Here is a 26,448-nt window from a genome sequence, read left to right as displayed (position 1 = left end):
TGGGGCGCTGTCGATATTTGTGTACCGAACGGCACAGGACAGGTGCAGTCTTGTGCAGTCTAAGGTGGCGTACCGATCGACCGACCGAAGGGCTCCGTCTATGACCAGCAGGCCGCTCCCCGTCATACAGCTGCGGGTCCCCACGGACGAGGACGCGATCGCCTGGCACCGTGTCTTCGACGACCCGGAGGTCATGGAGTTCCACGGCGGGAAAGCGGCCGAACTGTCCGTCTACGAGGAGCTCACCGCGCGGCAGCGCCGGCACGACGCCGAGCACGGCTTCTGCCTCTGGACGATGCTCGACGAGGACGGCGAGGTCATCGGTTTCACCGGCGCGCAGCCGTGGCCGCACCAGGACTTCGGCCCCGTCGGCGAGATCGAGATCGGCTGGCGGCTGGCGCGTTCCGCCTGGGGCAAGGGGTACGCGACCGCCGCCGCCCGCACGACGCTGGAGCGGGTACGGGCGGCGGGGGTGGAGCGGGTCGTGGCGATGGTGCACTCGCGCAACGAGCGGTCCATCGCCGTGACGCGGCGGCTCGGCATGGAGCTGGTGGAGAGCTTCACCACGCCCGTCTCCCGGCAGCAGGGCTTCTGCTTCCGGCTGGAGCTGGGAACCGTCCGCCCCTGACCCGGCCGGCCGGCCCCGGAGGTCAGCCGGCCTCGAACGTGTCGACGGCGGTGGAGAACACCGTGTCCGTGACCGGGTCCCACGCGTCGGCGCGGCAGGCGGCGAGGATGGCGTACTCGGTGCCGTCGGCGGCGACGAACGCCTGGTCGATGACGTGGCGCCGCAGAGGGCTCTCCTCGGGCTCGGGGATGTGCGTGAACTCCCAGATCGCGCCCGGGCGTCCCTGGTAGGTGTTCTCCTCCAGCCGGATCCGTTCGTAGTCGCTCCGGGTGTTCGCCAGGTGCTTGCGCTCCAGGCCGGTGAAGTTGTCGTGACTGCTCATCGGTGTGTCCTTGACGATCCCGACCTGGATGTACTCGCCCCCGGTGGGGGCCTCGTAGAACACCTGGCTGCCGGCCTGCCGGCGGGACCATCCCTCCATCACGCCGATGGTGAACCCGGCCGGGTCCCGCTTCAGGACGAAACCGGGCGGAAGCCCGGAGTCGGCGCTGTCGGACGGCAGAGGGTCGCGGGACGAGGGCGCGGCGGACGGCGTGGCGGCGGACGCCGTGGGCGGTGGGGTGGGCGAGGGCGACGCGGAGGCCTTGGCGTCGGTGCCGGGCGTCCCGACGATCTCGATGCCCGGGTCGGCCCGGTCGTCCTTGTCCTGAAGCATCAGCACCCCGGCCGTCGCACCGCCGCCGACGACGAACGCCGCGGTGAGCGTGGCCGTCCACACCAGGACGCGCCGCTTGCGGCCGCCCCCGTCGGCGGCGGGCTCGTCGTACGCGCCGGGGAGCGGGGGCTGCGGCACGTACGGCGCGGGCGGGTGGGCCGCTGCGCCGCCGTCCACGGCGGTGGGCGTGGGTACGGGGCCGGCCGGGCCCGGCTCGGGGGCGGCAGCGGATGCGGCGGGGGGCGGGGCCTGCGCGGGGACGGCGGAGCCCGGGGCGTAGGGCGGCGCGGCGTGCGCGGTGCGCCCGGCGGGCGGCTGCCCGGCAGCGGGCCACACCGGCGCGGGCGGGGCGGGCGTCGTGCCCGACGGCCCCTGCCCACCGCTCCCGAGGCGCAGCAGCACCGGGCCCAGCAGCAGCGATCCACCCACCCACAGCAGGCCGAACAGCAACACCTCCGGCACGCTCGGGGCAACCTGGGTCCTGCCCAGGCCGCCGAAGTCGCCGAAGGCGCCCGCCAGATCGGTGGTGACACCACTGAGGCCCGCGAACACCAGGACCAGACCCAGCGCGAGCCCTCCGGCCACTACCTGCTCGCGCCGGTCGGCCGAGCGGCGGGCCGTCCAGAGGCCGATGGCCAGCGCGCACACCGCACCCAGCGCCAGCACACCGGTCACGGCCCCGCCGCCCCACTCGTCGCCGATCTCGCCCAGTCCGACGGTGCCCCGCTCCACGGCGGTGCCGCCCCAGCCGGAGCTGCCCCGGAAGCTGTACTCCACCGACGCACCCCAGCTCAGCCCCAGGACGGCGAAACCGATGTTGGGCAGGACCGGCAGGGCGAGGAGCAGCGCGGTGCCGTCGACGTCGTCGGTGTTCGCGTAGACGACGAAGCCGACCAGCGAGCACAGCGCGACCACCGCGCACACCGCGCCGACCGCCGTGCCCAGCGCGCGCACCGCCGACCCGGCGGCAGGCCGCTGGGCGAGCCGGGCCGCGAACCGGTCGCGCTGCAGCACCCCGGCCGTCACCACGAGGGAGAGCACCAGCGCACCGAGCGCGGCGAGCACGGGCGAGGAGGAGACCTTCACACCCATGATCTCGGGCTGCGCGAACAGGCCGAGGACCAGCATCACGCCCGTGACGAGCACGGAGACGCGTACCGCCGCCTCAGGGCCCTCGCCGCGGCGCCGCAGCGTGCGGGCGGCGAGCCAGAGCGCCGCGATCAGCAGCGCGGTCACCGTCAGCGGTACGAGGGAGAGCGACGCGCTGCCCTGCGCGAGGTCGTCCATGCCGGAGCCGGAGCCGTACGCGTCGCCGAAACCGTCAGGGCCGTACTGCGACGGTTGGCCCGCCTTCAGCGCGAAGTCGCCGCCGACGCCCTGCAGCAGCAGCGCCAGGGCGATGCGGAGCCGGTCGCTCCAGCCGACGACGACCTCGTCGCCCTGGCCGTAGGACGGAACGGCCAGCGCGATCGCGAGCCCCAGCAGCAGTCCGGCCGGCCAGAGCGCGGCCCTGGCGGCCGGCAGCCAGTCGCCCCGGAAGGCCCTGCCGAGGAAGCCGCCGAGGGGCGACGGCTGCACGGGGCCGGGCCCGTACGCCGGCGGGGGCGGGGCCGGGGGCATCGCCGGGGTCGCGGGGGCTGCCGGCGCCGGTGGCGTCGACGGCGCTTCGGGCAGCCGCTCCTTCCCGCATTTCATGCAGAAGCGTGCCTCATCCGGGGATGGGGTGCCGCAGTGCTGGCAGTACGACGCCATGGGGAGACTCCGAGACGGCAGGCAGGGACGGGGAGGGAGCAGACGAGCGCGGCGCGGACGGTCGGTCGGTCGGTCGTAGACAACTGACTCATCTTCACCATCGGCCGGTTCCCGTCAACTCGACCCTTCCGCAAGGGAAGTGGACGCAGACGTCAGAACACGGAGAGACCGGTCAGCGTCGTGAAGCGGTCCAGCGCCGCCACACCCGCCACCGAGTTGCCGCGGGCGTCCAGCCCGGGGCTCCATACGCACAGGGTGCACCGCCCCGGTACGACCGCCACGATCCCGCCGCCGACCCCGCTCTTGCCGGGCAGCCCGACCCGGTAGGCGAAGTCGCCGGCCGCGTCGTACGTGCCGCACGTCAGCATCACGGCGTTGATCTGCTTGGCCTCGCTGCGGGTCAGCAGCCGTGTGCCGTCGGCGCGCAGCCCGTGCCGCGCCAGGAAGCGGGCCGCCAGCGTCAGGTCGGCGCAGCTCATCTCGATCGAGCACTGCCAGAAGTAGTGGTCGAGCAGCGTCGGCACGGGGTTCGTGATGTTGCCGTACGAGGCCATGAAGTGGGCGAGGGCGGCATTGCGGTCGCCGTGCGCGGACTCCGACTCGGCGACCTCCGGGTCGAAGGCGAGGTCCGGGTTGCCGCTCTCCTCCCGCAGGAACTCCAGCAGTTCGCTGCTCGCGTCACCGGTGAGGGTCTGCAGCCGGTCGGTGACGACGAGGGCGCCCGCGTTGATGAACGGGTTGCGCGGGATCCCGTTCTCGTACTCCAGCTGCACCAGCGAGTTGAAGGGGTTGCCGGACGGTTCACGGCCGACGCGCTCCCACAGGCTGTCGTCGCCCTCGGCGAGCGCGAGCGCGAGAGCGAAAACCTTGGTGATCGACTGCACGGAGAAGGGGCGCTGCCAGTCCCCCACTCCGTACACCTTGCCGTTGACATCGGCGACGGCCATGCCGAAGTGCCGCGGGTCGACACCGGCGAGCGCCGGGATGTACTCGGCGGGCGTGCCGCTGCCGACCAGCGGGGCGACATCGGCGGCGATCTGCTCCAGAACCGCCTGATAGTCCACGGCGATTCCGTGAAGCTCCATGCCGTTGCCTACCGGGGCTTGGTGCCGCGGTGCAGCGCCACGATGCCGCCGGTCAGATTGCGCCACGCGACCTTGGACCAGCCGGCCTGCTGGAGGCGGCGCGCCAGGGCGGGCTGGTCGGGCCAGCTCTGGATCGACTCGGCGAGGTAGACGTACGCGTCGGGGTTGGAGGAGACCGCACGGGCCACCGGCGGCAGCGCCCGCATCAGGTACTCCTCGTAGACCGTCCGGAACGGCGCCCATGTCGGATGCGAGAACTCGCAGATCACCACGCGCCCGCCGGGCTTGGTGACCCGGTGCAGCTCGCGCAGCGCCGCGTCCGTGTCCTGGACGTTGCGCAGGCCGAAGGAGATCGTCACGGCGTCGAAGACGTCGTCGGCGAACGGCAGCTTCGTCGCGTCGCCCGCGGTGAGCGGCAGCCAGGGGTTGCGCTTCTTGCCCTCGCGCAGCATCCCGAGGGAGAAGTCGCAGGGCACGACGTATGCGCCGGTGGCGGTGAACGGCAGCGACGAGGTACCGGTGCCCGCGGCGAGGTCGAGGACCTTCTCGGCGGGGCGGGCGTCGACTGCCTGCGCGACCTCCTTGCGCCAGCGGCGGTCCTGCCCGAGCGACAGCACGTCGTTGGTGAGGTCGTAGTTCGCCGCCACGTCGTCGAACATCGAGGCGACTTCGTGCGGCTGCTTGTCCAGGGAGGCTCGCGTCACAGGCCCATTGTGCAACCCGGCCCGGCCCGGCAACGGAGCAGGGTGCCCCGCGCGCCGGAGGGAACCTCGCCAGGCAGGGGACCGCCCCGCGAATTCCGGGTGCGGCCTTTTCCTGGCGCGGGCGCACAACGAACGGTCGAGGGCGCGCAGCGAACGGTCGAGGGCGCGCAGCGGAGACCATCACCGCCGCGGACGGGCGGGCCCGGCGGCGGCACACCCGCACCGACGAACCGGTCCGGCTACCGGCGGCGGTGGACCAGGCGGCCGCCGATGACGGTGGCCACGCAGGTCGAGGCCCCGCGCCGGACGAGTTCCGCCCGGTCGGCCACGTCGAACACGGCGAACCGGGCCGGGCCGCCCGGAGCCGGCGGCGGGAGCAGGACGAGCGGCACCGGCGAGAAGGACGGTGGGCCCGGCAGGTTCGGCGGGCGGCCGCCGACGGCGAGCCCGGCCCGGCGCACGGCGTCCAGGGCGGGCCGGCTGCGCAGCTCGCCCGCGACGGCGACCGTTCCGTGCGCCAGCATCCGCTGGACCCCGCGGCGCGCGCTCGCGCCGCGCCGCGACGCGTCGGCGCGGAAGAGGGCCTGCGCGCGTTCCCCGGTGATCGGCTCGGTGCCGAACTCGCCGGCCTCGCGCGGATCCGGGTGGTAGGCGCCTTCGAGCAGTTCGGGCCCGTAGGGATTGAGCAGCCCCGGGGTGAGGATGCCGGGCCACCGCCGCACGCGTGCCTGCGGGCGGGCGGCGGCCAGCTCCTCGTACGGGCCGACGGCGGCGATGTGCGCGCCGTCGACCAGAACGGCGAGTTCCGGCGAGGCCTCGGCGACGTGGAGCGTCAGCACGGTCGCGTCAGTTCGCGGGGAGCAGCTTCAGCTCCGGGTGGGCCGTCCCGCCCTCGATCGCGGTGGACGAGATGTGCGAGACGACGCGCTCGTCGACCGGGTCGTCGGCCGGGTCGTCGTGCACCACGATGTGCTCGTACGTCGTGGTCCGCTGTGCGGGGACGCGGCCCGACTTGCGGATCAGGTCGATGATCTCCAGGCGGTTGGAGCGGTGCTTGGCGCCCGCCGAGGAGACGACGTTCTCCTCGAGCATGATGGAGCCGAGATCGTCGGCGCCGTAGTGCAGCGACAGCTGGCCGACCTCCTTGCCGGTGGTGAGCCAGGACCCCTGGATGTGCGCGACGTTGTCGAGGAAGAGCCGCGCGATCGCGATCATGCGCAGGTACTCGAAGAGCGTGGCCTGCGTACGGCCCTTGAGGTGGTTGTTCTCCGGCTGGTACGTGTACGGGATGAACGCGCGGAAGCCGCCCGTGCGGTCCTGCACGTCGCGGATCATGCGCAGGTGCTCGATGCGCTCGGCGTTCGTCTCGCCCGTGCCCATCAGCATGGTGGAGGTGGACTCGACCCCGAGGTTGTGCGCGATCTCCATGATCTCCAGCCACCGCTCGCCCGACTCCTTGAGCGGGGCGATCGCCTTGCGCGGCCGCTCGGGCAGCAGCTCGGCGCCGGCACCGGCGAAGGAGTCGAGACCGGCGGCGTGGATGCGGGAGATCGCCTCCTCGACGGAGACGCCGGAGATCCTGGCCATGTGCTCCACCTCGGATGCGCCGAGCGAGTGGATCACCAGCTGCGGGAACTCCTTCTTGATGGCCGCGAAGTGCTGCTCGTAGTACTCGACCCCGTAGTCGGGGTGGTGGCCGCCCTGGAACATGATCTGTGTGCCGCCGAGCTCGACGGTCTCCGCGCAGCGGCGCAGGATGTCGTCGAGGTCGCGGGTCCAGCCCTTGGCGGTGTCCTTCGGAGCCGCGTAGAAGGCGCAGAACTTGCAGGCCGTGACGCACACGTTGGTGTAGTTGATGTTGCGCTCGATGATGTACGTCGCGATGTGCTCGGTGCCCGCGTACCGGCGCCGGCGCACGGCGTCCGCCGCCGCGCCGAGGGCGTGCAGCGGAGCGGAGCGGTAGAGCTCGAGCGCTTCCTCTGCCGTGATCCGACCGCCTTCGGCGGCACGGTCCAGGACGGTCTGAAGATCGGCCTTCTCGGTCACCGGACGTCACCCTTCGGCGGTTTTCTGCTTATTTCCACGGACCGATCCAGGCTACGCCACGGCCCCGACCGGCCCGTCAACCGGTCGTCTTGGTGAGCGTCGCGGTCGGGCGGCCCGCGGCATCCTCGTGGGACCGGTAGTGCAGCGTGGTGTCACCGGCGAGCGTGAGCTCCAACAGCGCCTCGCCTCCGGTGCACAAGCTCTGCGGGGGCCGTTCGGGGTCCGTGCGTTCCTCGATCCGCAGCGTGCGGGCGGTGCTGCCGGACGCGAGCCTGCCGACCCCGTGGCACTCGACGGTCACCTTCGCGACGGAGATCGAAGTGGTCGTACGGACGACGTCCTCGCCCTCCTTCCCTTCGGTGACGGTGACCGTGACCGTGCCGTGCGGTATGCCCCTCTGCTCGGTCGCCGGACCGCTCCAGGTGCCGACGAACGCCCTGGGCACCTCGTCGACCTGCTCCGCCCCTCCGGCGGCCGGCGGGGACTTGGAAGCCGACGCCGAAGGCGGGGGCTGTGCCCCGAGGTCGCCCTTGTCGGCGTCGGCGTTGCGCCAGGTGTCGAGGAGGACTCCGGCGCCGACGGTGACGGCGGCGAGAGCGCCGGCGACGGTGAGCGCGAGGGTGCAGCTGATCCTCCGTCCGCCGCCCCCGGAGAACGAGAAGCCGCTCCCTGGCGTCTGCGGCGGGGTGCCGGGCGTGCCGCCGGGCGGCTGTGACGGGCCGGACGGCTGCGGACCGGGCTGCGGACCGGCACCCGGTGCGACGGGCGGCGGCGCCCAGGGGGCCGGGGCCTCCCCCGGCGCACCCGGTCCGACCGGCGGGCCGAAGACGCCGACGGCGGGGCTGCTGAACGCGACGGGCCCCGACGCGCCCGGCTCGGCCGCCACCGGTCCGGATCCGGGCGCGGGCGCGGAACCGGACCCGGACCCGGGCGCGGACGGATCGGCCCCGGACGGAGCGGGCACGGGCGGCGGCGAACCGGGCACGGGCGGCTCTGCCTGCGGCGGCGCGGATTCCAGGTGCAGCAGTTCGACGGCCGCGCGGCTGATCTGCTCGACCACCGGACCCGGCAGCCATCCGGCCGACTGCGCCGGCCCGGCCGCCAGCCGGTCCGCGACCTCCCCGGGGGCGGGCCGGGCCGCCGGGTCCTTGGCCAGACATGCGGCGGTCAGCTCGCGCAGCTCCCCCTCGAGAGACGCGAGTTCGGGTTCCTCGTGCACCACCTTGTAGAGCAGCGCGGCGGAGGAGTCGCCGGGGAAGGGAGCGGTGCCGGTCGCCGCGTACGCGAGGACCGCGCCGAGCGAGAAGACGTCGGCGGCGCCCGTGACGCCCTTGCCGAGGATCTGCTCGGGAGACATGTAGCCCGGCGACCCGACGGAGACACCGGTGGAGGTGAGGGACGCCGTACCGTCCGTGGCGCGGGCGATCCCGAAGTCGATCAGCCGCGGCCCCTCCAGGGTCAGCAGCACGTTCGACGGTTTCACGTCCCTGTGCACCAGCCCCAGCGCGTGTACGGCGGTGAGTGCCCCGGCCAGTCCGAAGCCGAGCACGCGGACGGATGCCGCGGGCAGCGGCCCCTGCCCGGCGATCACCCGGGAGAGGGCGGGGCCCGCGACGTAGCCGGTCGCGACCCACGGCACGGGCGCGTCCGGGTCGGCGTCCAGCACGGGGGCGGTCCATTCCCCGCCGACCCGCCGCGCCGCTTCCACCTCTCGCCGGAACCTGGCCCGGAACTCGTCGTCGAGCGCGAAGTGCGGATGGACGACCTTGACCGCGACGGTGCGCCCGCCGGCGCTGCGCCCCAGATAGACCCGGCCCATCCCGCCCGCCCCGAGCCTGCCCAGCAGGCGGTACGCCCCGATGCGGCGCGGCTCTCCCGGATCCAGCGGCTGCATCTGAAACTCCCCGTTCGGCCTCTGCGCAAGTCGGCCCTCAGCCTAGGGCTCCGCCGGGAGAGACGTCCGTCCTCAGCCGGCGCTCTTCGTGAGCGTTCCCGACTGCCGTCCCGGTGCGGCACCTTCGGGCTCGTAGCGCAGGGTGCCGTCCTCCTGGAGGGTGAACACCCACACGACGCTCGCGGTCTGGCACTGCCCGGGCGGGTTCGGACGTTGCGGGTCCACGCTCTCCTGGACGCGCACGGCCGTGTCGGTGGCCGAGACGAGCTTGCCGAGGGCGTGGCACTTGAACTCGGCGACATTGCTCAGGACAAGGTGGTCGGTCGAACGGGCGACCATGTCGTTCTGTTCTCCAGCGGTGATCTCGAGGGTGAGAACGTGCGCCGAAAACGTGGTCGGCGCTTCCACGTCACCGGTCCAGGTACCGATGAGGGCGGACGGCACTGCGGCCGCCGACGGCACCGCGCCGGCCCGGTCCGCGGAGCCGGACGGTGGCGCGGCGTCCGAGTCGCCGCCCGCCGGCGGCTGCGCCGTGCCGGAGCCGCCCTTGTCCGAGTCGCCCTTGCCGGGCCACCACTCGAGGAGGAACGCGCTGCCGACCGTCACCGCCGCGACGGCGCAGGCGACCGCCAGCGCGAGGCCGCAGCTGATCTGCCGGCCACGCCGGACAGGGCCGGCCGCGATAGCCACGCCGTTGACGGACGGAACGGACGGACCGGGCTGGACGCCGGGCGTGTCCGACGGCCACCGGCCGGCGGCCGCGGCCGGCCCGACGGGCCCCTGGCCGGTGGCGCCTTGCCCGGGCGGCCGCTGCGTGGGCGGGCCCTGGACGTCACCGCCGTACGCGGACGGCCCCCGGGCGGCCGCTCCGACGGGGCTCTGCACGGACGGCTGGTGCCCAGGGGCGGCCGGTGCGGGAGGGGCCTCGGGGAGCGGCGGGCCGAAGACACCGACCGCGGGGCTGCTGAACGCCACCGGCCCCGACAGCCCGGGCGCCGGCGCGTCCGTCATGGGCGAGGACTCCAGATGAAGCAGCGCGACGGCCGCCCGGCTGATCTGCTCGACCATGGCCGTCGGCAGCCATCCGTCGCCGCTCTCCGCATCGGGCAGCAGCCTCGCCGCGATCTCGGCGGGAGCGGGCCGCGCGGCCGGGTCCTTGTCCAGGCAGGCGGCCACCAGGTCCCGCAGCTCGCCGTCGAGCGAGCCCAGTTCGGGCTCGTCGTGCACGACCTTGTAGAGCAGCGCGGCGGAGGAGTCGCCGGGGAAGGGCGCCTCTCCGGTGGCGGCGTACGCCAGCGTCGCGCCGAGGGAGAAGACGTCGGCCGCGCCGGTGACGCGCCTGCCGAGGATCTGCTCCGGCGCCATGTACCCGGGCGAGCCGACCGACGCGCCGGTGGAGGTGAGGGACGCCGTGCCGTCGGTGGCCCGCACGATGCCGAAGTCGATCAGCCGCGGTCCTTCGAGGGTCAGCAGCACGTTGGACGGTTTCACGTCCCGGTGCACCAGGCCCACGGTGTGCACCGCCGTCAGCGCCTGCGCGAGCCCCCGGCCCAGCAGCCGTACGGAGCGGCCGGGCAGCGGGCCGTGCTGGGCGACCGCCTCGGCCAGGGCCGGCCCGGCGACGTAGCCGGTCGCGACCCACGGCTGGGGCGCGTCCGGGTCGGCGTCCAGCACCGTGGCGGTCCATTCGCCGCCGACACGGCGGGCCGCCTCGACCTCGCGCCGGAACCTGGCCCGGAACTCGCCGTCGAGCGCGAAGTGCGGATGGACGACCTTGACCGCGACGGTGCGCCCGCCGGTGCTGCGCCCCAGATAGACCCGGCCCATCCCGCCCGCCCCGAGTCTGCCGAGCAGCTGGTACGCGCCGATTCTGCGCGGCTCCTCCGGTTCGAGTGCCTGCACCTGAAATCCCCCCGTTTCGGCCCGCCCCACCGGTCAGGGCCCAGACTATGGCTCCGAAGGGGTGTTGTGGCCGAGAAGTTCCACTGTCACGTCCGCCGGGAAGCCGGTCGTCGGACCGGTCCTGCGGGCGAACTCCTTCACGCCCTCCAGCTGGTCCGGCCCGAAGCGGAAGTCCAGCGTCGTGAAGTACCGCTCCAGCAGTTCCGCGTCGAAGGCCTCCCAGCGCGCCGCCTGCTCCGCGACCTTGCCGACTTCTTCGAGGGACAGGTCCCGCGAGGCGAGGAACGCCTCGTGCACCTTGCGCACCACGACCGGTTCCCGGGCCAGGTACTCCTTGCGTGCCGCCCAGACGGCGAAGACGAACGGGAGCCCCGTCCACTCCTTCCACATGTGGCCGAGGTCGTGCACCCGCAGACCGAGCCGGGGGGCGTCGTGGAGGGACGCCCGCAGCGCGGCGTCGCCGATCAGGACGGCGGCGTCGGCCTCCTGCATCATCACCCCGAGGTCGGGCGGGCACGTGTAGTAGTCGGGGGCGACCTTGTACTGCTCGGCGAGCAGCAACTGGGCCAGCCGCACGGACGTGCGGGAGGTGGAGCCGAGTGCGACCCGTGCCCCGTCGAGCTGTTCCAGCGGCAGCTGCGACACGATCACGCAGGACATCACCGGGCCGTCGCAGCCGACGGCAAGGTCGGGAAAGGCAACGAGTTCATCGGCATTTCGCAGAAATTCCACCAGCGTGACGGGCGCGATGTCGAGTTCCCCGCGCACCAGTCGCTCGCTGAGCTTCTCCGGCGTGTCCTTCGTCAGTTCGAGATCGAGGAGAGTTCCGGTCCTGGCGAGTCCCCAGTAAAGGGGGAGGCAGTTCAGGAACTGGATGTGACCGACACGCGGCCGGCTGCGACGGAGGTCGGTTGCTGTGCTTTCTCCAAGACTGTCCACATCGTGAGGCTAGACCTGCGCCCGTCCACCCCTGGCGCCGGGTCGCCGCGACGCTCCGGCGCGGACCGTCCGAGCTGGGCTTCGTCAGCTCGCAGGGGGGTCAATCAAACGTCCGGGTGACGTGATCTTTCCCTCTACCGCTGCCCACACGCTGCGTGCTAGGCTCGACGCAAGTTGCAGTTTGGTTTCCCTTGCAGTACAGAGCCTGCGGAGCATGTAACCCGCAGGCTTTTGTAGTTTTCAGACTTCTTGCAGGTTCTGGAGCAGGGCAACCCTTTGGCCCATGGGAGGGCTTATGGCTACCGGAACCGTCAAGTGGTTCAACGCTGAAAAGGGCTTCGGCTTCATCGCCCAGGACGGCGGCGGCCCGGATGTCTTCGTCCACTACTCCGCGATCAACGCGTCCGGGTTCCGCTCCCTCGAGGAGAACCAGGTCGTGAACTTCGACGTCACCCAGGGCCCCAAGGGCCCGCAGGCGGAGAACGTCACCCCGGCCTAGTCAGCCAGGGTCGGCGATCGCGCACGACTCAGCAGTACCCAAGGAGCCTCACCCCGTCCGGGGTGAGGCTCCTGCCTTTTCTGCGCAGCCGCTCCGCGCCGCTAGCCGCGCCGGCCGTCGTAGAGCGATTCGATCTCCGACCCGAAGTCACGGGCGATCGCCGCGCGCTTCAGCTTCAGGGACGGCGTCAGATGGCCGCTCTCCTCGGTGAGGTCCACCGTCAGCACCGTGAAGCGGCGGATGGACTCCGCCCGGGAGACCAGCCGGTTCGCCTCGTCGACCGCGCGCTGCAGCGCGTCGAGCAGTTCCTCGTCCTGCACCAGGTCGGCCAGGGGGAGATGCACCTTCTTCTTCATCCGCCGCCAGTGGTCGAGCCCGTCCTGGTCGAGGGTGAGCAGGGCGGTGATGTACGGACGGTCGTCGCCGACGACCATGCACTGGGAGACCAGCGGGTGGGCGCGCAGCCAGTCCTCCAGCGGGGCCGGCGCGACGTTCTTGCCGCCGGAGGTGATGATGATGTCCTTCTTGCGCCCGGTGATCGTCAGATAGCCGTCGCCGTCGAGCGCCCCCAGGTCACCGGTCGGCAGCCAGCCCTCCCGGTCGGTCAGCGGGACCGCCGTGCCGCTCTCGGCGTCCCAGTAGCCGCCGCAGACCTGGCCGCCGCGCAGCAGCACCTCGCCGTCGTCGGCGATGCGTACCGCCGTGCCGGGCATCGGCCAGCCGACCGTCCCGAGCCGGGGCCGCAGCGGCGGGGTGACCGTGGAGGCCGCGGTGGTCTCGGTGAGGCCGTACCCCTCGAAGACCTGGATGCCGGCGCCCGCGTAGAAGGAGGCGAGCCGGCGGCCGAGCGGTGAGCCGCCGCAGATGGCGTACCGCACCTTGCCGCCGAGCGCCGCGCGGATCCGGCGGTAGACCAGCGGGTCGTAGAGCGCGCGCGCCGCCCTGAGCCCGAGCGACGGTCCCGGTCCGGTGCCGTGCTGCGCGGCCTCGACCGCCAGCCCGTACCGCTGCGCGATCTTCGCGGCGCGGTCGAAGGACGCGGCCCTGCCCATCTTCTCCGCGGTGGCGCGGCCGGTGTTGAAGACCTTTTCCAGCACGTACGGGATGGCCAGCAGGAACGTCGGCCGGAAGCCCGCCAGGTCCGCGAGCAGGTCCTCCGTCCGGATGGACGGGGCGTGCCCGAGCCGGACCCGGGCGCGTATGCAGCCGATGGCGACCATGCGCCCGAAGACGTGCGACAGGGGCAGGAAGAGGAGAGTGGAGGCGGGTTCCTTGCTGACCGACTTGAAGACGGGGTGCAGGAGCTCGATCGCGTTGTCGACCTCGGCGAAGAAGTTGGCGTGGGTGAGCACGCAGCCCTTGGGGCGGCCGGTGGTGCCGGAGGTGTAGATCAGGGTCGCGATCGTTTCCGGCGAGAGCGAGGCCCTGCGGGCCGTGACGACCGCGTCGGGGATGCGGGCCTCCTCACCGGCCTTCCGGAGCTGGGCGAGACCGCCGGTGTCGAAGGCCCAGAGATGGTCGAGGCCGGGCAACTGACCGCGTTCGTTGCTGATCAGCCTGGCCTGTTCGGCGCTCTCGACGGCGCAGGCCACGGCGCCCGAGTTCTGGAGGATCCAGCGCGCCTGGAAGGCGGACGACGTCGGATAGACGGGGACGGTGATCAGACCGGCGGCCCAGGCGGCGAAGTCGAGGAGCGTCCACTCGTACGTCGTACGGGACATGATCGCGATCCGGTCGCCCGGTTCCAGCCCCTCGGCGATCAGGCCCTTCGCGACGGCGAGGACGTCCTCGGCGAACCGCGCGGCGCTCACGTCCTGCCAGACCCCGTCGGCGCCCTTGCGGCTGAGTACGGCGTCGTCGGGCGCCTCACGGGCGTTGCGGAAGGGGATGTCGGCGAGGGATCCGCCGGTGACGGCCGGGACCAGCGCCGGCACGGACACCTCCCGGACCACGCCGTCCACCTGCTTCTTGTGCGGCTCCACCGGCTCGGGCGCCCCGGCGGGGACAACCAGATCGACTGACACGTGCGGCTCCTCGTGACGGTTCCGGGTGTGGCGGGTGCTGAGGGTCTGGCGGGTGCTGCGGGTGTTGAGGGTCTGGCGGGTGCGGTAGGGGGACGCTCACGCGCGTTCGAGGATCGCGGTGACACCCAGGCCGCCCGCCGCGCAGACGGAGATCAGGCCGCGGGCGGGGCCCTCGCGCTCGGCGAGGAGCTTGGCCAGGGTGGCGACGATCCGGGCGCCGGTGGCGGCGAAGGGGTGCCCGGTGGCGAGCGAGGACCCGGCGACGTTCAGCCGCTCCCGGTCGACCGGTGCGAGGCCCTGCTTCTCCCAGGCCGCGAGCGTCGCGAGCACCTGGGAGGCGAACGCCTCGTGGATCTCGACCAGGTCGAAGTCCTCGATCCCCAGACCGGCGCGCCGCAGCATCCGCGGCACGGCGTACGCGGGCGCCATCAGCAGGCCGTCGTCGCCGCCGGCCCGGTCACCGTTCACATGGTCCACGGCCCCCGTCTCGTAGGCGGTGAGGTGGGCGAGCGGCCGGAGGCCGTGCTGTTCGGCCCATTCCTCGCTCGCCAGCAGCACGGTCGCCGCGCCGTCGGTGAGCGGCGTCGAGTTGCCGGCGGTCATCGTCGCGCCGGGCCGGTCGTTGCCGTACACGGTCCTGAGCGTGGCGAGCTTCTCCGGCGTGGAGCCGGGGCGCAGATTCTGGTCGCGTTCGAGCCCCCGGTAGGGGACGACGAGGTCGTCGAAGAAGCCGCGTTCGTACGCCGCGGCTAGCCGCTGGTGGCTGGTTGCGGCCAGCAGGTCCTGCTCTTCGCGGCCGACGCCCCATTTCGCGGCGGTGATCGCGGCGTGCTCGCCCATGGAGAGGCCGGTGCGCGGCTCGGCGTTTTGCGGGATGTCGGGGACGAGGTGCCTGGGACGTACGCGGGAGAGGGCCTTGATCCGGGCGCCGGCGCTCTTCGCGCGCCGTGCCTCGAGCAGGATCCGGCGAAGTTCGTCGTTGACGCCGAGCGGCGCGTCGCTGGTGGTGTCGGCGCCGCCCGCGATGCCGCTCTCGATCGCGCCGAGGGCGATCTTGTTGGCGACGGCGACGACCGCCTGCAGTCCGGTGCCGCAGGCCTGCTGGATGTCGTACGCGGGGGTCCTCGGGTCGAGCCCGGAGCCCAGCACGGTCTCGCGGGCGAGGTTGAAGTCCCGGCTGTGCTTGAGGACGGCGCCTGCCACGAACTCTCCGACCGCGCCCGGCTCCCGCAGGCCGTGGCGCTCGACCAGACCGTCGAGGGCGGCGCCGAGCATCTCCTGGTTGGAGGCGGTGGCGTAGGGGCCGTCGGACCGGGCGAAGGGGATACGGCTGCCACCGATCACCGCTACGCGCCGGGTCATCATCGGCAACATCTCGACCAGCTCCTGACTCTTGAGTAACCTTACTCAGCAGTAAATCTACGACCGAGCAGGGAGTCAGACAATGGCCGACCGCTATCTGAACTTCACCGGCACGGCGCCCGGCCGCTTCCTCACCCGTCGGCTCGGTCTCCCGCAGCCGGCCCCGTTGCGCCGCTGGAGCCCCGAACATCCCGCCCTCGACGGGACGTTGCTCGTGCTGACCGCCGGCCGTTCCGGGCTCGACGGCCCGCTGCCCGACCTCGGACCGAAGACGGTCACCCCGGCGGACCGCCCGGCCGGCGTCCTCCTCGACGCGACCGGTGTCGCCACCGCCGCCGACCTGGCGGAGGTCCACGCCGCACTGCACCCCGTCGTACGCTCCGTCGCCGACAGCGGCCGCGTCGTCGTGCTCGGCGCACGCCCCTCGGCCGACGACCACCACCAGGCGGCCGCCCAGCAGGCGCTCGAGGGATTCGTCCGCTCCCTCGGCAAGGAGATCGGCCGGGGCCGCACCGTCAACCTCGTCCGGCTGAGCGCCCCTTCACCCGCTGCCGCCGAGTCCACGCTGCGTTTCCTCCTCTCCCCCAAGTCCGCGTACGTCAGCGGTCAGGTCGTCGAGCTCACCGACGCCGAGCCGGAGCCGCCCGCCGATCCCGCCCGCCCGCTCGCCGGGCGCACGGCGCTCGTCACCGGCGCCGCCCGCGGCATCGGCGCGTCCGTCGCCGAGGTCCTCGCCCGCGACGGCGCCCACGTCGTCTGCCTGGACATCCCCCGGGCGCAGGCCGAACTCGTGCGCACCGCCGACCGGCTGGAGGCGACCGCACTCCCCCTCGACATCACCGCGGACGACGCCGCCTATCGCATCGCCTCCGCGATCCCCGGCAACCACCTGGACGTCCTCGTCCACAACGCGGGCATCACCCGCGACCGCAGGCTCGCCAACATGCCCGCCGACCGGTGGAGTCAGGTCATCGACGTCAACCTGGCCGCGGTCCTCGACACCACGGACGCCCTGCTGAAGACGGGCACGATCCGCCGCGGCGGCCGGGTCGTCGCCACCGCTTCCATCGCCGGTGTCGCGGGCAATGCCGGCCAGACCAACTACGCGGCCTCCAAGGCCGGAATCATCGGCCTGGTCCGCTCGCTCGCACCGCGCGCCGCCGCCGCGCACGGCGTGACCGTCAACGCGGTCGCCCCCGGCTTCATCGAGACGAGGATGACCGCCGCCGTGCCCCTGTTCATCCGCGAGGCCGGCCGCCGGATGAACTCCCACGCCCAGGGCGGTCTCCCCGTCGACGTCGCCGAGGCCACCGCCTACCTGGCCCACCCGTCGTCGGGCCCGGTCAACGGCCAGGTCCTGCGCGTCTGCGGCCAGAGCCTGCTGGGCGCGTGACCATGCACACCGTCACGCTCACAGATTCGCCCCCGCTCGCGCCGCTGCTCGCCCGCGGCGCGGCGCTCTCCCCGCTGAAGCGCCGCGTCCACGCCGGGGCGGCGCTGCCGCGCACCCGGCTGGTGCTGCCCGCGGCGCGTATCGACTCCGACCGCCTCGACGCGTACGCCGGCATCTGCGGCTTCCCGGCGGGCGAGGCGCTGCCGCTCCCGTACCCCCACGTCCTCGGATTCCCGCTCGCCATGCGGCTGATGGCGGACCGCGCCTTCCCGATCCCGCTGCTCGGCCTGGTCCACACCCGTATCGAGGCCGCCCGCCACGGCCACGTCCTGCTACGGGGCGACCGGCCGGACATCGCCGTGCACGCCGAGGGGCTGGTCCCCCACCGGCGCGGCACCGAGGTGGTGATGGTCACGGAGGCCCGGCTCGACGGCGCACTCGTCTGGCAGTCCCGCAGCTCCTACCTGGCCCGGCACCGCACCGCGGACGACGGCCCGCACGACAGCCGCACCGCGGGCACCGCGGGCACCGCGGGCACCGCGGGCACCGCGGGCACCGCTCCGCCGCCCGCCGTCGCCGAGTGGCGGGCGCCCGGCGACCTCGGCCGCCGCTACGGCGCCGCCTCCGGCGACCGCAACCCCATCCATCTGCATCCGCTCACGGCACGGCTGTTCGGCTTCCCGCGCGCCATCGCCCACGGCATGTGGACCTTCGCGCGCTGTGTGGCCGAGGCCGAGCGGTCCGGTGGACCGGCGGACGGGGCGCGGGCCGGCTTCAAGGCGCCCGTCCTGCTCCCCGCCGACGTCACCTACGCGGCGCGCACCACCTCCGGGGGCACCGTCTTCGAACTGCGCAGCGACAGCCGGGTGCATGTGGCCGGGGAGACCGTCAGCGGTGGGACCAGCGCTCCCCCTGCATGAGGCCGCCCAGCCCGGTCCACGCGAAGTTCATCAACAGGCCGGCGGCCTCCTTCGCCGAGATGCCGCCGGCGTCGTTCGCCCACCCCGCGAGCGACTCGGCGGCTCCCACGAGCGCCTGGGCGAGCCCTTCCACATCCCGGTCGGCCAGCTCGCCGCTCCGGTGCGAGCCCGCCGCACCCGGCGCCGGAGGCACGCCCTGGCGGGCCGCCGCTCCGATCAGTACGGTCACGAAGGCGGCGATGTCCTCCCGCATCTTCGAGACCTCCGCCGCGAACGGCTCACCGTGCGTGCGGGCCTGGCGGTGCAGCACGGACCAGCCGTCCGGGTTCTCCTGGGTGTGCCGGAAGAACGCCTCCAGCCCCGCCCACATCTGCTGGTCGGCCGTGAGCCCCGGCTGGATCGCCGCCTGCACGGCCTCGGTGAGCCGCTGCGCCTCCCGCCGGATGCAGGCGGTGAACAGCTCCTCCTTGGAGTTCAGGTACAGGTACACCAGGGGCTTGGAGACACCCGCGAGCTCCGCGATCTCGTCCATCGACGCGGCCCGGTAGCCGCGCTGCCCGAAGGTGTGCACGGCGGCGTCCATCATCTGCTGCTCGCGCACGGCGCGCGGCATGCGCTTGGCCCTCACGCCCTTCACAGCACTCATGTCAGTGTTCCTCCCGCCCCGTGCCCTTACTCAGCGGTAAGCCTACGACTCCGGCAGTTGACAGCGTCATGGCGGCGTTCATGGCCCGCATTAAGGTCCACCGCGCGCGGGGAGGTCAACCGCGTGTGGCGTGTCTCGGCCGAATCCGGGCGGGCCCGGACATACGTGCCCCGTCCCGCGGCGAGGCGGCCGCAGCCGCCGGCCCACGCCCGGCTGGCGGACACGAGGCGCGTGTCCCGCCACGCGGAAGGGCCGTGGGCCTCTCCCGCTCACGGGAGAGGCCCACGGCCCTGGTTCCTGACAAGCCGTTACGCGGGGACCGGCACGGCCGCCTTCTGCCCGGCCTCGACCGCATCGGCGTCGGCGTCCGCGCCGGAGTCGATGTCGTCGATGGGCGAGGGCGTCGCGGAGTTGTACGCGTCCCGGTCGAGGATCTGCTCGCGGGCCGCGACGATGACCGGAACGAGCGCCTGGCCGGCGACGTTCGTGGCAGTGCGCATCATGTCGAGGATCGGGTCGATCGCCATCAGCAGACCGACGCCCTCCAGCGGGAGGCCCAGCGTCGAGAGGGTCAGCGTCAGCATCACGGTGGCGCCGGTCAGACCGGCCGTCGCCGCGGAGCCGACGACGGAGACGAAGGCGATCAGCAGGTAGTCCTGGATCCCGAGCTGCACGTCGAAGATCTGCGCGATGAAGATCGCCGCGAGCGCCGGGTAGATGGCGGCGCAGCCGTCCATCTTGGTGGTCGCGCCGAACGGCACCGCGAAGCTCGTGTACTCCTTCGGGACGCCGAGACGCTCGGTGACCTTCTGGGTGACCGGCATGGTGCCGACCGAGGAGCGGGAGACGAACGCCAGCTGGATGGCGGGCCAGGCGCCCTTGAAGAACTGGAGGGGGTTGACCTTGGCGACGGTCGCCAGCAGCAGCGGGTAGACGCCGAACAGGACCAGGGCGCAGCCGATGTAGACGTCGGCGGTGAAGGTGGCGTACTTCCCGATCAGGTCCCAGCCGTAGTCGGCGATGGCGAAGCCGATGAGGCCGACGGTGCCGATGGGCGCGAGGCGGATGACCCACCACAGGGCCTTCTGCAGCAGCTCGAGGACCGACTCGCTCAGCGCGAGGATCGGCTTGGCGCGCTCCCCGAGCTTGAGCGCGGCGACGCCGGCGACGACGGCCATGAAGACGATCTGGAGCACTTCGAGCTCGGTGAACGGCGTGATCACGTCCGTCGGGACGATGCCGGTGAGGAAGTCGATCCAGGACCCGGCGTTCTCCGGCTTCTGGCCGTCCTTGGGGGTGAGTCCGGTGCCCGCGCCCGGGTCGGTGAGCAGACCGATGGTCAGGCCGATGGCCACGGCGAGCAGCGACGTGATCATGAACCAGAGCAGGGTGCGAGTGGCCAGCCGGGCGGCGTTGTTGACCTTCCGCAGGTTGGTGATGGACACCAGGATCGCGAAGAAGACGAGCGGCGCGACGGCCAGCTTCAGCAGCTGGACGAAGATCGAGCCGATCTGGTCGAGGGTGTCCTTCAGCCAGGCGATGTCCTGGCTGCGGGCCAGCCAGCCGAGCAGGACACCGAGCGCCAGACCGGCGACGATCTGGGCCCAGAAGGGGATCTTGGGTATGCGGAAACCGGAGCCGGACCGATTTCCGGCAGGGGTGGACGCGGTGTTCGCGGACACGGACGCACTCCAGTGATGGCGTGTGGGGAAGTACAGGGGGACGGGGTGCGGCGCCCGGGCGCGCGAAGGCGCGGTGCCGCAGTGTGGTGCCTGGTGGAGCGAAGGGCTACCGGCAACAGACCGCGGACATACAGCGGCACAGGTCGACATGCAGGCGCGCCACGAGCGGAATGCTCGCGGCGTCGTGGTGGCGCTCTGCTGTCTTCATGCCGAACACGTTAACACTTGAACTTTGAGAACCTCAAAGCTGTTCTTTGGGAACCCCCTGCGGCCCCCGGCCCGTGCCCTATCGGGCGAGGCCGTCCTCCTGGGTGCGGTTGGCGTCCAGGCGGGCCTTGGCGCTGTCCACCTTGGTGACGATCTGTTCGGACATCGCGTCGCGCTGCTTGCGCAGCAGAACGAAGCTGAGCGGCGCGGAGAGCACGAGCGCGAGCAGAACGACCCAGACGAAGTTGGAGTCGCCGAGCCCCTTGGGCAGGGCCCCGATCTGGACCAGCCCGGCCACGACGACGAAGCATCCGACGAAGATCGCCAGACGCAGTGCGGTGTACCGGATCGCGGCGCTCGTCCTTGCAGCGGACACGGCGGGCCTTCTTCCTTGCGTACGACGTGGGTGCCGGTTCCAGTGAAGCACGCCGCCCGCGGCCGCCCTGCCGGGAGGGTCCCGGACAGCGGGAGGCTCCAGAGGAGGGGCAGGCAGCATGACGACGTCGTCGCGGTCGTCGCCGTCGGCCACCCGGATCGCGCCGGGCACCCGGCCGACCTCCTTGTAGCCGCAGGCGGCGTAGAAGCGGTCGGCGTAGCTCGATCGTGTGACCGTCTGCTCCCGGGCTTGTGGCGTCCTGGGCACGTCGGGCTGGTCTCCCCATGCGATCCGGGACACCGGGTACGGCGTCAGTGTGCGGGGCCCCTGCTTCACCGGATGGATGATTCCGGGACCTCCCCGTCGCCTCTGGCCGTATCCAACCGGCCGGGTCGCGAAGGGAACCGGCCTCCCGGGGCCCGGACCACGCACACGATGCGTGTCGCCACCCCGGGGTCGAGTACGCCGGGGACCAGTGCGCCCAAGACCGTTCGGGGCGTGCGGCTGAACGGGCTCACTCCCGCTCAGTCTCCAGGAACGGTGGACCATCACCGTGTAGCCCGGTGGAGTCATCAGCCGGTGGCTGTTGAACGAGCAGAATGCGGTGGCCGCGGCCCTCCCCTCCTCGTCGCGAGCGAGGAGGAGGGGCATCCGGCGGGACCGGCAAGCCGCGTGGCCTACGGCCTCCGACTCCGTGCGTCTCAGACGCGCATGGGCTGCGGCGACTCACGGCGGTCGGCGTCCGGGCCCGGGTACTCGCGGATGATCTCGTAGCGGGTGTTGCGCTCCACCGGACGGAAGCCGGCGTCGCGGATCAGGTCGAGCAGATCGTCGCGGGTCAGCTTGTTCGGCGTGCCGTAGTTGTCCGCGTCGTGCGTGATCTTGTACTCGACGACCGAGCCGTCCATGTCGTCGGCGCCGTGCTGGAGGGCCAGCTGGGCGGTCTGCACGCCGTGCATCACCCAGAAGACCTTGACGTGCGGGACGTTGTCGAAGAGGAGACGCGAGACCGCGAAGGTCTTCAGCGCCTCCGCGCCGGTCGCCATGGTCGTGCGGGCCTGGAGCTTGTTGCGGACCTTGCCGTCCTGCATGTCCACGAAGTCGTGCTGGTAGCGCAGCGGGATGAAGACCTGGAAGCCACCGGTCTCGTCCTGCAGTTCACGCAGCCGCAGCACGTGGTCGACCCGGTGGCGGGGCTCCTCGATGTGCCCGTACAGCATCGTGCACGGGGTCTTGAGGCCCTTCTCGTGCGCGAGGCGGTGGATGCGCGACCAGTCCTCCCAGTGGGTGCGGTGGTCGACGATGTGCTGCCGGACCTCCCAGTCGAAGATCTCGGCACCGCCGCCGGTCAGCGACTCCAGACCGGCCTCGATCAGTTCGTCGAGGATGTCGGACGCGGACATCCCGGAGATCGTCTCGAAGTGGTGGATCTCCGTGGCGGTGAAGGCCTTCAGCGATACGTCGGGCAGCGCCTTCTTCAGCTCGGAGAGCGAACGCGGGTAGTAGCGCCACGGAAGGTTGGGGTGGAGCCCGTTGACGATGTGCAGTTCGGTGAGGTTCTCGCCCTCCATCGCCTTGGCGAGGCGGACGGCCTCCTCGATGCGCATGGTGTACGCGTCCTTCTCGCCCGGCTTGCGCTGGAACGAGCAGTAGGCGCACGACGCGGTGCACACATTGGTCATGTTGAGGTGGCGGTTGACGTTGAAGTGGACCACGTCGCCGTTCTTGCGGGTGCGCACCTCGTGCGCCAGCCCGCCGAGCCAGGCCAGGTCGTCCGACTCGTAGAGGGCGATGCCGTCCTCACGCGTCAGCCGCTCACCGGCCCGGACCTTCTCCTCGAGCTCGCGCTTGAGTCCTGCGTCCACTTCGGGCCGCCTCCCATACATCTGACGTTCGAGCTCCACCAACGGTATCCCTAGCTCTCCTCGGGCAGGTCGCCGACCCGGTTCTCCCACTTGGTGGAGAGCACGATGGTGGTACGCGTACGGGAGACCCCGCGGGTCCCCGAGAGGCGGCGGATCGTCTTCTCCAGACCGTCCACGTTGTCGGCCCGAACCTTGAGCATGTACGAGTCGTCACCCGCGATGAACCAGCAGTCCTCGATCTCGGCGAGGTCCTTCAGCCGGCGGGCCACGTCCTCGTGGTCGGCGGCGTCGGAGAGCGAGATGCCGATCAGCGCGGTGACGCCGAGGCCGAGCGAGGCGGCGTCGACGGTCGCGCGGTATCCGGTGATGACGCCCGCCGCCTCGAGGCGGTTGATGCGGTCGGTGACGGAGGGGCCGGAGAGCCCCACGAGCCGGCCGAGCTCGGCGTACGAAGCCCTGCCGTTCTCGCGAAGGGCCTGGATGAGCTGCCTGTCCACGGCGTCCATATGCCTGAGCCTTCCATTATTCAGCGATACCGCAAGTTTACGTGTAGAATCTAAGGCACGCAGAGGCGACACCCTGCGAATCATTCAAACGATCACAGTTGGTCCCACAGGATCACGATCCATACAGGAGTTGACACTCACCGTGTACACGATCGAGATGGCCTACGCCCACATGCGACAGCTGCAGGAGCTGGCCAACCGCTCGCGTGCCCACCAGCCCTCCGCCGCGCACAAGGTCGACCGGACCCGCACGCCGCGCACGGACAGGAAGCGCTAATCACCCGAGGAGCCACCACCCAGCTCCCCCTCCCAACGGCGGTACAGCCGATGCGGCACCCCCGCCGCGTCGAGCACCCGTCCCGCGACGAAGTCCACCAGATCCTGGATGTGCGTCGCCCCCGCGTAGAACGCCGGAGAGGCGGGCAGCACCACTGCGCCCGCCTCGTCCAGCGTGACCAGATGCTTCAGCGTCTGCCCGTTCAGGGGCGTCTCCCGCACGGCGACCACCAGGGGGCGCCGCTCCTTGAGCGTCACACTCGCCGCGCGCTGCAGCAGATCCTTCGAGAGCCCGAGCGCCACCCCCGCCACACAGGCCGTAGACGCCGGCACGATCAGCATCCCCTCGACCGGGTACGACCCCGACGACGGACCGGCGGCGAGGTCCCCGGCCGCCCAGTGCCGCACGTCCGACACATCGACGTCGAACGCGTCCGGCTTCCCGTCGGCTCCCCGGGCCAGCCACTGCCGCAGGTCGCCCTGCCAGTGCGCGTCCCGGAAGGCGATACCGGTCTCGTCGAGCAGCGTCAGCCGCGAGGCCCGGCTGACCACCAGGTCCACGCTCTCCCCCGCGGCCAGCAGACCGCGCAGCACGGCTGCCGCGTACGGCGTACCGGAAGCACCAGACACCCCCACGACCCACGGCCGACGACTCTTCACTTCTTGCTGCTCCACACCGTTGAGCCTATCCGGCCGCCTCGGAGCGGAACTGAGTAAGGTGCACCGGACGTTCCCAGGGGGAGGCGCACACACCGCAGGGGGCAGGGATGGCGCGTACGGATCTCACCGAGTGGCGCGGCTCCGACCGCGCGAAAGCCGCTGCCGTGCTGATGCTGGCGTGGGTGGCCCTGCTGTGGGCGCTCGAGGCGATCGACACGGCGACGGGCCATGCCCTCGACGCGTACGGCATCGTGTCCCGCGACCCCGACGAACTGGCCGATGTCGTCCCCGCGGCCTTCATGCACTTCGGCTTCGCCCATGTCGCGGCCAACAGCGTCCCGCTGCTGATCTTCGGCTTCCTCGCCGCGCTGGGCGGCATCCGCCGCTTCCTCGCACTGTCGCTGATGATCATTGTGGTGTCCGGCGTCGGCATCTGGCTGTTCTCCCCCTCCTACGCCAACACCGCCGGCGCCTCGGGCCTCGTCTTCGGCCTCTTCGGCTTCCTGGTGGTGCGCGGCTTCGTTGAGCGCAGACTGCTGGAAGTGGGCGTGGGCCTGCTCGTCGGCGCGGTCTGGGGCAGCTCGATCCTCCTCGGCGTATCCCCGTCCGACACCGGCGTGAGCTGGCAGGGCCACCTCTTCGGCCTGCTCGCGGGAATCGCCGGGGCGTTCCTCTTCCGCCGCCCCGCTCGCCCTTAGCCACCGGCAGCCACGCGAGCCGGGAAAATCCACCCGAGCGAAAAAACTTCGGGCGGCGATGTCGAGAACCCGTGACCGGCTCCGTCCCCGGGGTGAACGCGGCCAGAATGGGCCGCACAGCACCGAGGAGAGACACAATGGCCAAGTACCTGCTGCTCAAGCACTACCGCGGCGCGCCGGCTCCGGTCAACGACGTGCCCATGGACCAGTGGACGCCGGAGGAGATCTCGGCCCACATCCAGTACATGCGGGACTTCGCGGCGCGGCTCGAGGGCACCGGCGAGTTCGTCGACGGTCAGGCGCTCGCCCCCGAGGGGACGTTCGTCCGGTACGACGGCGAGGGGCGCCCGCCGGTCACCGACGGCCCGTTCGCGGAGACCAAGGACCTCATCGCCGGCTGGATGGTCATCGACGTCGACAGCTACGAGCGCGCCGTCGAGCTGGCCGGGGAGCTGTCGGCCGCCCCCGGGGCGGGCGGGAAGCCGATCCACGAGTGGCTCGAGCTGCGCCCGTTCCTCGCCGAGCCGCCCACCGTCACGGAGTGACCTCTCGATGAACGAGGCCCTGCTCCGAAGCCTCACACCGAGCGTCCTCGGGATCCTCGTCCGCCGCGGAGCCGACTTCGCGGCGGCCGAGGACGCCGTGCAGGACGCGCTGGTCGAGGCGGTCCGCGTCTGGCCGGCCGAACCGCCGAAGGACCCGAAGGGCTGGCTGGTCACCGTGGCCTGGCGCCGGTTCCTCGACCAGACCCGGGCGGACACCGCCCGCCGCCGGCGTGAGGACCGCGTCGACGAGGAGCCGGCGCCCGGCCCCGCGCCCGCGGTGGACGACACGCTCCAGCTCTACTTCCTGTGCGCCCACCCGTCGCTGACCCCGTCGTCCGCGGTCGCGCTCACACTGCGGGCCGTCGGCGGACTGACCACCCGGCAGATCGCCCAGGCCTATCTGGTGCCCGAGGCGACCATGGCGCAGCGCATCAGCCGCGCCAAGCGCACCGTCTCCGGCGTGCGGTTCGACCAGCCGGGCGACGTCGCCACCGTGCTGCGCGTCCTCTATCTGGTCTTCAACGAGGGCTACTCCGGCGACGTCGACCTCTCCGCCGAGGCCATCCGGCTCACCCGGCAGCTCGCGGCCGCGATCGACCACCCCGAGGTGGCGGGGCTGCTCGCCCTCATGCTGCTCCACCACGCCCGGCGTGCCGCCCGGACCGCGCCCGACGGCAGCCTGGTGCCGCTCGCCGAGCAGGACCGCGGCCGCTGGGACACCCGGTCGATCGCCGAGGGCGTCGGGATCCTGCAGGCGGCCCTCGCCCGCGACGGGCTGGGCGAGTTCCAGGCCCAGGCCGCCATCGCGGCACTCCACACCGACGCGCCCACCGCGGAGGAGACCGACTGGGTGCAGATCGTCGAGTGGTATGACGAGCTCCTGCGCCTGACCGACAGCCCGGTCGTCCGGCTCAACCGCGCGGTGGCCGTCGGCGAGGCCGACGGCCCGCGCGCCGGGCTGGCGGCGCTCGCCGCGCTGGACGACTCCTCCGCGAACGCTTCGGGCAAGGGATACGCCTTGCCCCGCCACGCGGCGGTGGCGGCGTACCTCCACGAGCGCGACGGCGACTCGGCGACGGCGGCACGGCTGTACGCCGAGGCGGCCCGGAAGGCACCCAACCTCGCCGAGCGCGACTACCTGACGCGCCAGGCCGCCCGGCTCAACGCACGCCGGTGACGGCTCG

The 26,448-nt window shown here is 72.2% G+C and carries 24 protein-coding genes and 1 pseudogene; 8 read left to right on the top strand and 17 right to left on the bottom strand.

What is annotated here, in order from left to right:
• The first annotated feature begins 100 nt into the window (after nt 1–100).
• Nucleotides 101–628 (top strand): GNAT family N-acetyltransferase, encoded by a 528-nt coding sequence (locus OGH68_RS21170; RefSeq protein WP_264246281.1) that lies wholly within the window; start codon nt 101–103, stop codon nt 626–628.
• Between the two features lie 22 nt (nt 629–650).
• Here OGH68_RS21170 and OGH68_RS21165 read toward each other — a convergent pair whose 3' ends face one another.
• From OGH68_RS21165 to OGH68_RS21125, 9 genes and pseudogenes are all read right to left on the bottom strand, one after another.
• Nucleotides 651–2,861, bottom strand: coding sequence for a hypothetical protein (locus OGH68_RS21165; RefSeq protein WP_264250463.1), 2,211 nt, complete (start codon nt 2,859–2,861; stop codon nt 651–653).
• Between the two features lie 105 nt (nt 2,862–2,966).
• Nucleotides 2,967–3,035: pseudogene (locus tag OGH68_RS21160) on the bottom strand (zinc-ribbon domain-containing protein); the annotation flags it as partial.
• Nucleotides 3,036–3,187: 152 nt separating this feature from the next.
• Complete coding sequence (locus OGH68_RS21155; protein WP_413471119.1) at nt 3,188–4,099, bottom strand: glutaminase; 912 nt, start codon at nt 4,097–4,099, stop codon at nt 3,188–3,190.
• A gap of 29 nt (nt 4,100–4,128) precedes the next feature.
• Complete coding sequence (locus OGH68_RS21150; protein ID WP_264246277.1) at nt 4,129–4,824, bottom strand: demethylmenaquinone methyltransferase; 696 nt, start codon at nt 4,822–4,824, stop codon at nt 4,129–4,131.
• A gap of 239 nt (nt 4,825–5,063) precedes the next feature.
• On the bottom strand, nt 5,064–5,663 hold the full coding sequence (locus OGH68_RS21145; protein ID WP_264246274.1) for an imidazolonepropionase-like domain-containing protein: 600 nt from the start codon (nt 5,661–5,663) through the stop codon (nt 5,064–5,066).
• 7 nt (nt 5,664–5,670) lie between these two features.
• Complete coding sequence (gene mqnC, locus OGH68_RS21140) at nt 5,671–6,870, bottom strand: cyclic dehypoxanthinyl futalosine synthase (protein ID WP_264246272.1); 1,200 nt, start codon at nt 6,868–6,870, stop codon at nt 5,671–5,673.
• Between the two features lie 76 nt (nt 6,871–6,946).
• Entirely contained in the window at nt 6,947–8,764 is a 1,818-nt protein-coding gene (locus OGH68_RS21135) for a serine/threonine-protein kinase (protein WP_264246270.1), read from the bottom strand.
• A 72-nt stretch (nt 8,765–8,836) separates the two neighbouring features.
• Nucleotides 8,837–10,666: a serine/threonine-protein kinase gene (locus tag OGH68_RS21130; protein ID WP_264246268.1), complete on the bottom strand. Its 1,830-nt coding sequence runs from the start codon at nt 10,664–10,666 to the stop codon at nt 8,837–8,839.
• A 45-nt stretch (nt 10,667–10,711) separates the two neighbouring features.
• The gene (locus OGH68_RS21125) at nt 10,712–11,605 is read right to left on the bottom strand and encodes a menaquinone biosynthetic enzyme MqnA/MqnD family protein (RefSeq protein WP_264246265.1); all 894 of its coding nucleotides are present in this window, start codon (nt 11,603–11,605) and stop codon (nt 10,712–10,714) included.
• Nucleotides 11,606–11,900: 295 nt separating this feature from the next.
• Between OGH68_RS21125 and OGH68_RS21120 the strand changes: the two genes are divergently transcribed.
• Nucleotides 11,901–12,104, top strand: a complete 204-nt coding sequence (locus tag OGH68_RS21120) for a cold-shock protein (RefSeq protein WP_003967102.1) — start codon at nt 11,901–11,903, stop codon at nt 12,102–12,104.
• A gap of 101 nt (nt 12,105–12,205) precedes the next feature.
• On the opposite strand, the gene OGH68_RS21115 is transcribed toward OGH68_RS21120, so the two are convergent.
• Entirely contained in the window at nt 12,206–14,128 is a 1,923-nt protein-coding gene (locus tag OGH68_RS21115; protein WP_264246262.1) for an AMP-dependent synthetase/ligase, read from the bottom strand.
• A gap of 96 nt (nt 14,129–14,224) precedes the next feature.
• Nucleotides 14,225–15,490 (bottom strand): acetyl-CoA C-acetyltransferase, encoded by a 1,266-nt coding sequence (locus OGH68_RS21110; RefSeq protein WP_264246259.1) that lies wholly within the window; start codon nt 15,488–15,490, stop codon nt 14,225–14,227.
• An 82-nt stretch (nt 15,491–15,572) separates the two neighbouring features.
• Here OGH68_RS21110 and OGH68_RS21105 point away from each other — a divergent pair, with 82 nt between their 5' ends.
• Together OGH68_RS21105 and OGH68_RS21100 are read left to right on the top strand one after the other, a co-directional pair.
• Entirely contained in the window at nt 15,573–16,883 is a 1,311-nt protein-coding gene (locus OGH68_RS21105) for a 3-oxoacyl-ACP reductase (RefSeq protein ID WP_264246257.1), read from the top strand.
• Nucleotides 16,884–16,885: 2 nt separating this feature from the next.
• Nucleotides 16,886–17,803 (top strand): MaoC family dehydratase, encoded by a 918-nt coding sequence (locus OGH68_RS21100; protein WP_264250200.1) that lies wholly within the window; start codon nt 16,886–16,888, stop codon nt 17,801–17,803.
• Here OGH68_RS21100 and OGH68_RS21095 read toward each other — a convergent pair.
• The 5 genes from OGH68_RS21095 to OGH68_RS21075 all read right to left on the bottom strand — a co-directional run bounded on the left by OGH68_RS21095 (nt 17,772) and on the right by OGH68_RS21075 (nt 23,085).
• Complete coding sequence (locus OGH68_RS21095; RefSeq protein ID WP_264246254.1) at nt 17,772–18,449, bottom strand: TetR/AcrR family transcriptional regulator; 678 nt, start codon at nt 18,447–18,449, stop codon at nt 17,772–17,774. The two genes, OGH68_RS21100 and OGH68_RS21095, sit on opposite strands and share 32 nt — an antisense overlap.
• Before the next feature lie 308 nt (nt 18,450–18,757).
• Nucleotides 18,758–20,131 (bottom strand): dicarboxylate/amino acid:cation symporter, encoded by a 1,374-nt coding sequence (locus OGH68_RS21090; RefSeq protein WP_264246252.1) that lies wholly within the window; start codon nt 20,129–20,131, stop codon nt 18,758–18,760.
• A gap of 286 nt (nt 20,132–20,417) precedes the next feature.
• Entirely contained in the window at nt 20,418–20,714 is a 297-nt protein-coding gene (locus OGH68_RS21085) for a DUF4229 domain-containing protein (RefSeq protein WP_264250199.1), read from the bottom strand.
• A 701-nt stretch (nt 20,715–21,415) separates the two neighbouring features.
• Nucleotides 21,416–22,579 carry an aminofutalosine synthase MqnE gene (mqnE, locus tag OGH68_RS21080; RefSeq protein ID WP_264246249.1) on the bottom strand — a complete coding sequence of 388 codons (1,164 nt, stop codon included), beginning with the start codon at nt 22,577–22,579 and terminating at the stop codon, nt 21,416–21,418.
• Nucleotides 22,580–22,629: 50 nt separating this feature from the next.
• Nucleotides 22,630–23,085, bottom strand: coding sequence for an Lrp/AsnC family transcriptional regulator (locus tag OGH68_RS21075; RefSeq protein WP_264246248.1), 456 nt, complete (start codon nt 23,083–23,085; stop codon nt 22,630–22,632).
• Nucleotides 23,086–23,227: 142 nt separating this feature from the next.
• Here OGH68_RS21075 and OGH68_RS21070 point away from each other — a divergent pair, with 142 nt between their 5' ends.
• On the top strand, nt 23,228–23,362 hold the full coding sequence (locus OGH68_RS21070) for a hypothetical protein (RefSeq protein WP_264250462.1): 135 nt from the start codon (nt 23,228–23,230) through the stop codon (nt 23,360–23,362).
• Here OGH68_RS21070 and OGH68_RS21065 read toward each other — a convergent pair.
• A complete protein-coding gene (locus tag OGH68_RS21065; RefSeq protein ID WP_264246245.1) occupies nt 23,359–24,036 on the bottom strand; it encodes a UbiX family flavin prenyltransferase in 678 nt (225 codons plus the stop codon). The genes OGH68_RS21070 and OGH68_RS21065 overlap by 4 nt on opposite strands.
• Nucleotides 24,037–24,128: 92 nt before the next feature.
• Here OGH68_RS21065 and OGH68_RS21060 point away from each other — a divergent pair, with 92 nt between their 5' ends.
• From OGH68_RS21060 to OGH68_RS21050, 3 genes are all read left to right on the top strand, one after another.
• Nucleotides 24,129–24,719: a rhomboid family intramembrane serine protease gene (locus OGH68_RS21060; protein ID WP_264246243.1), complete on the top strand. Its 591-nt coding sequence runs from the start codon at nt 24,129–24,131 to the stop codon at nt 24,717–24,719.
• A gap of 137 nt (nt 24,720–24,856) precedes the next feature.
• Nucleotides 24,857–25,264: a YciI family protein gene (locus OGH68_RS21055; RefSeq protein WP_264246241.1), complete on the top strand. Its 408-nt coding sequence runs from the start codon at nt 24,857–24,859 to the stop codon at nt 25,262–25,264.
• A 7-nt stretch (nt 25,265–25,271) separates the two neighbouring features.
• Nucleotides 25,272–26,441, top strand: coding sequence for an RNA polymerase sigma factor (locus OGH68_RS21050; RefSeq protein WP_264246238.1), 1,170 nt, complete (start codon nt 25,272–25,274; stop codon nt 26,439–26,441).
• Nucleotides 26,442–26,448 lie beyond the last annotated feature (7 nt).

Source organism: Streptomyces peucetius (genome assembly GCF_025854275.1).
GTDB lineage: Bacteria > Actinomycetota > Actinomycetes > Streptomycetales > Streptomycetaceae > Streptomyces > Streptomyces peucetius_A.
This window is presented reverse-complemented; position numbering and strand designations above follow the sequence as displayed.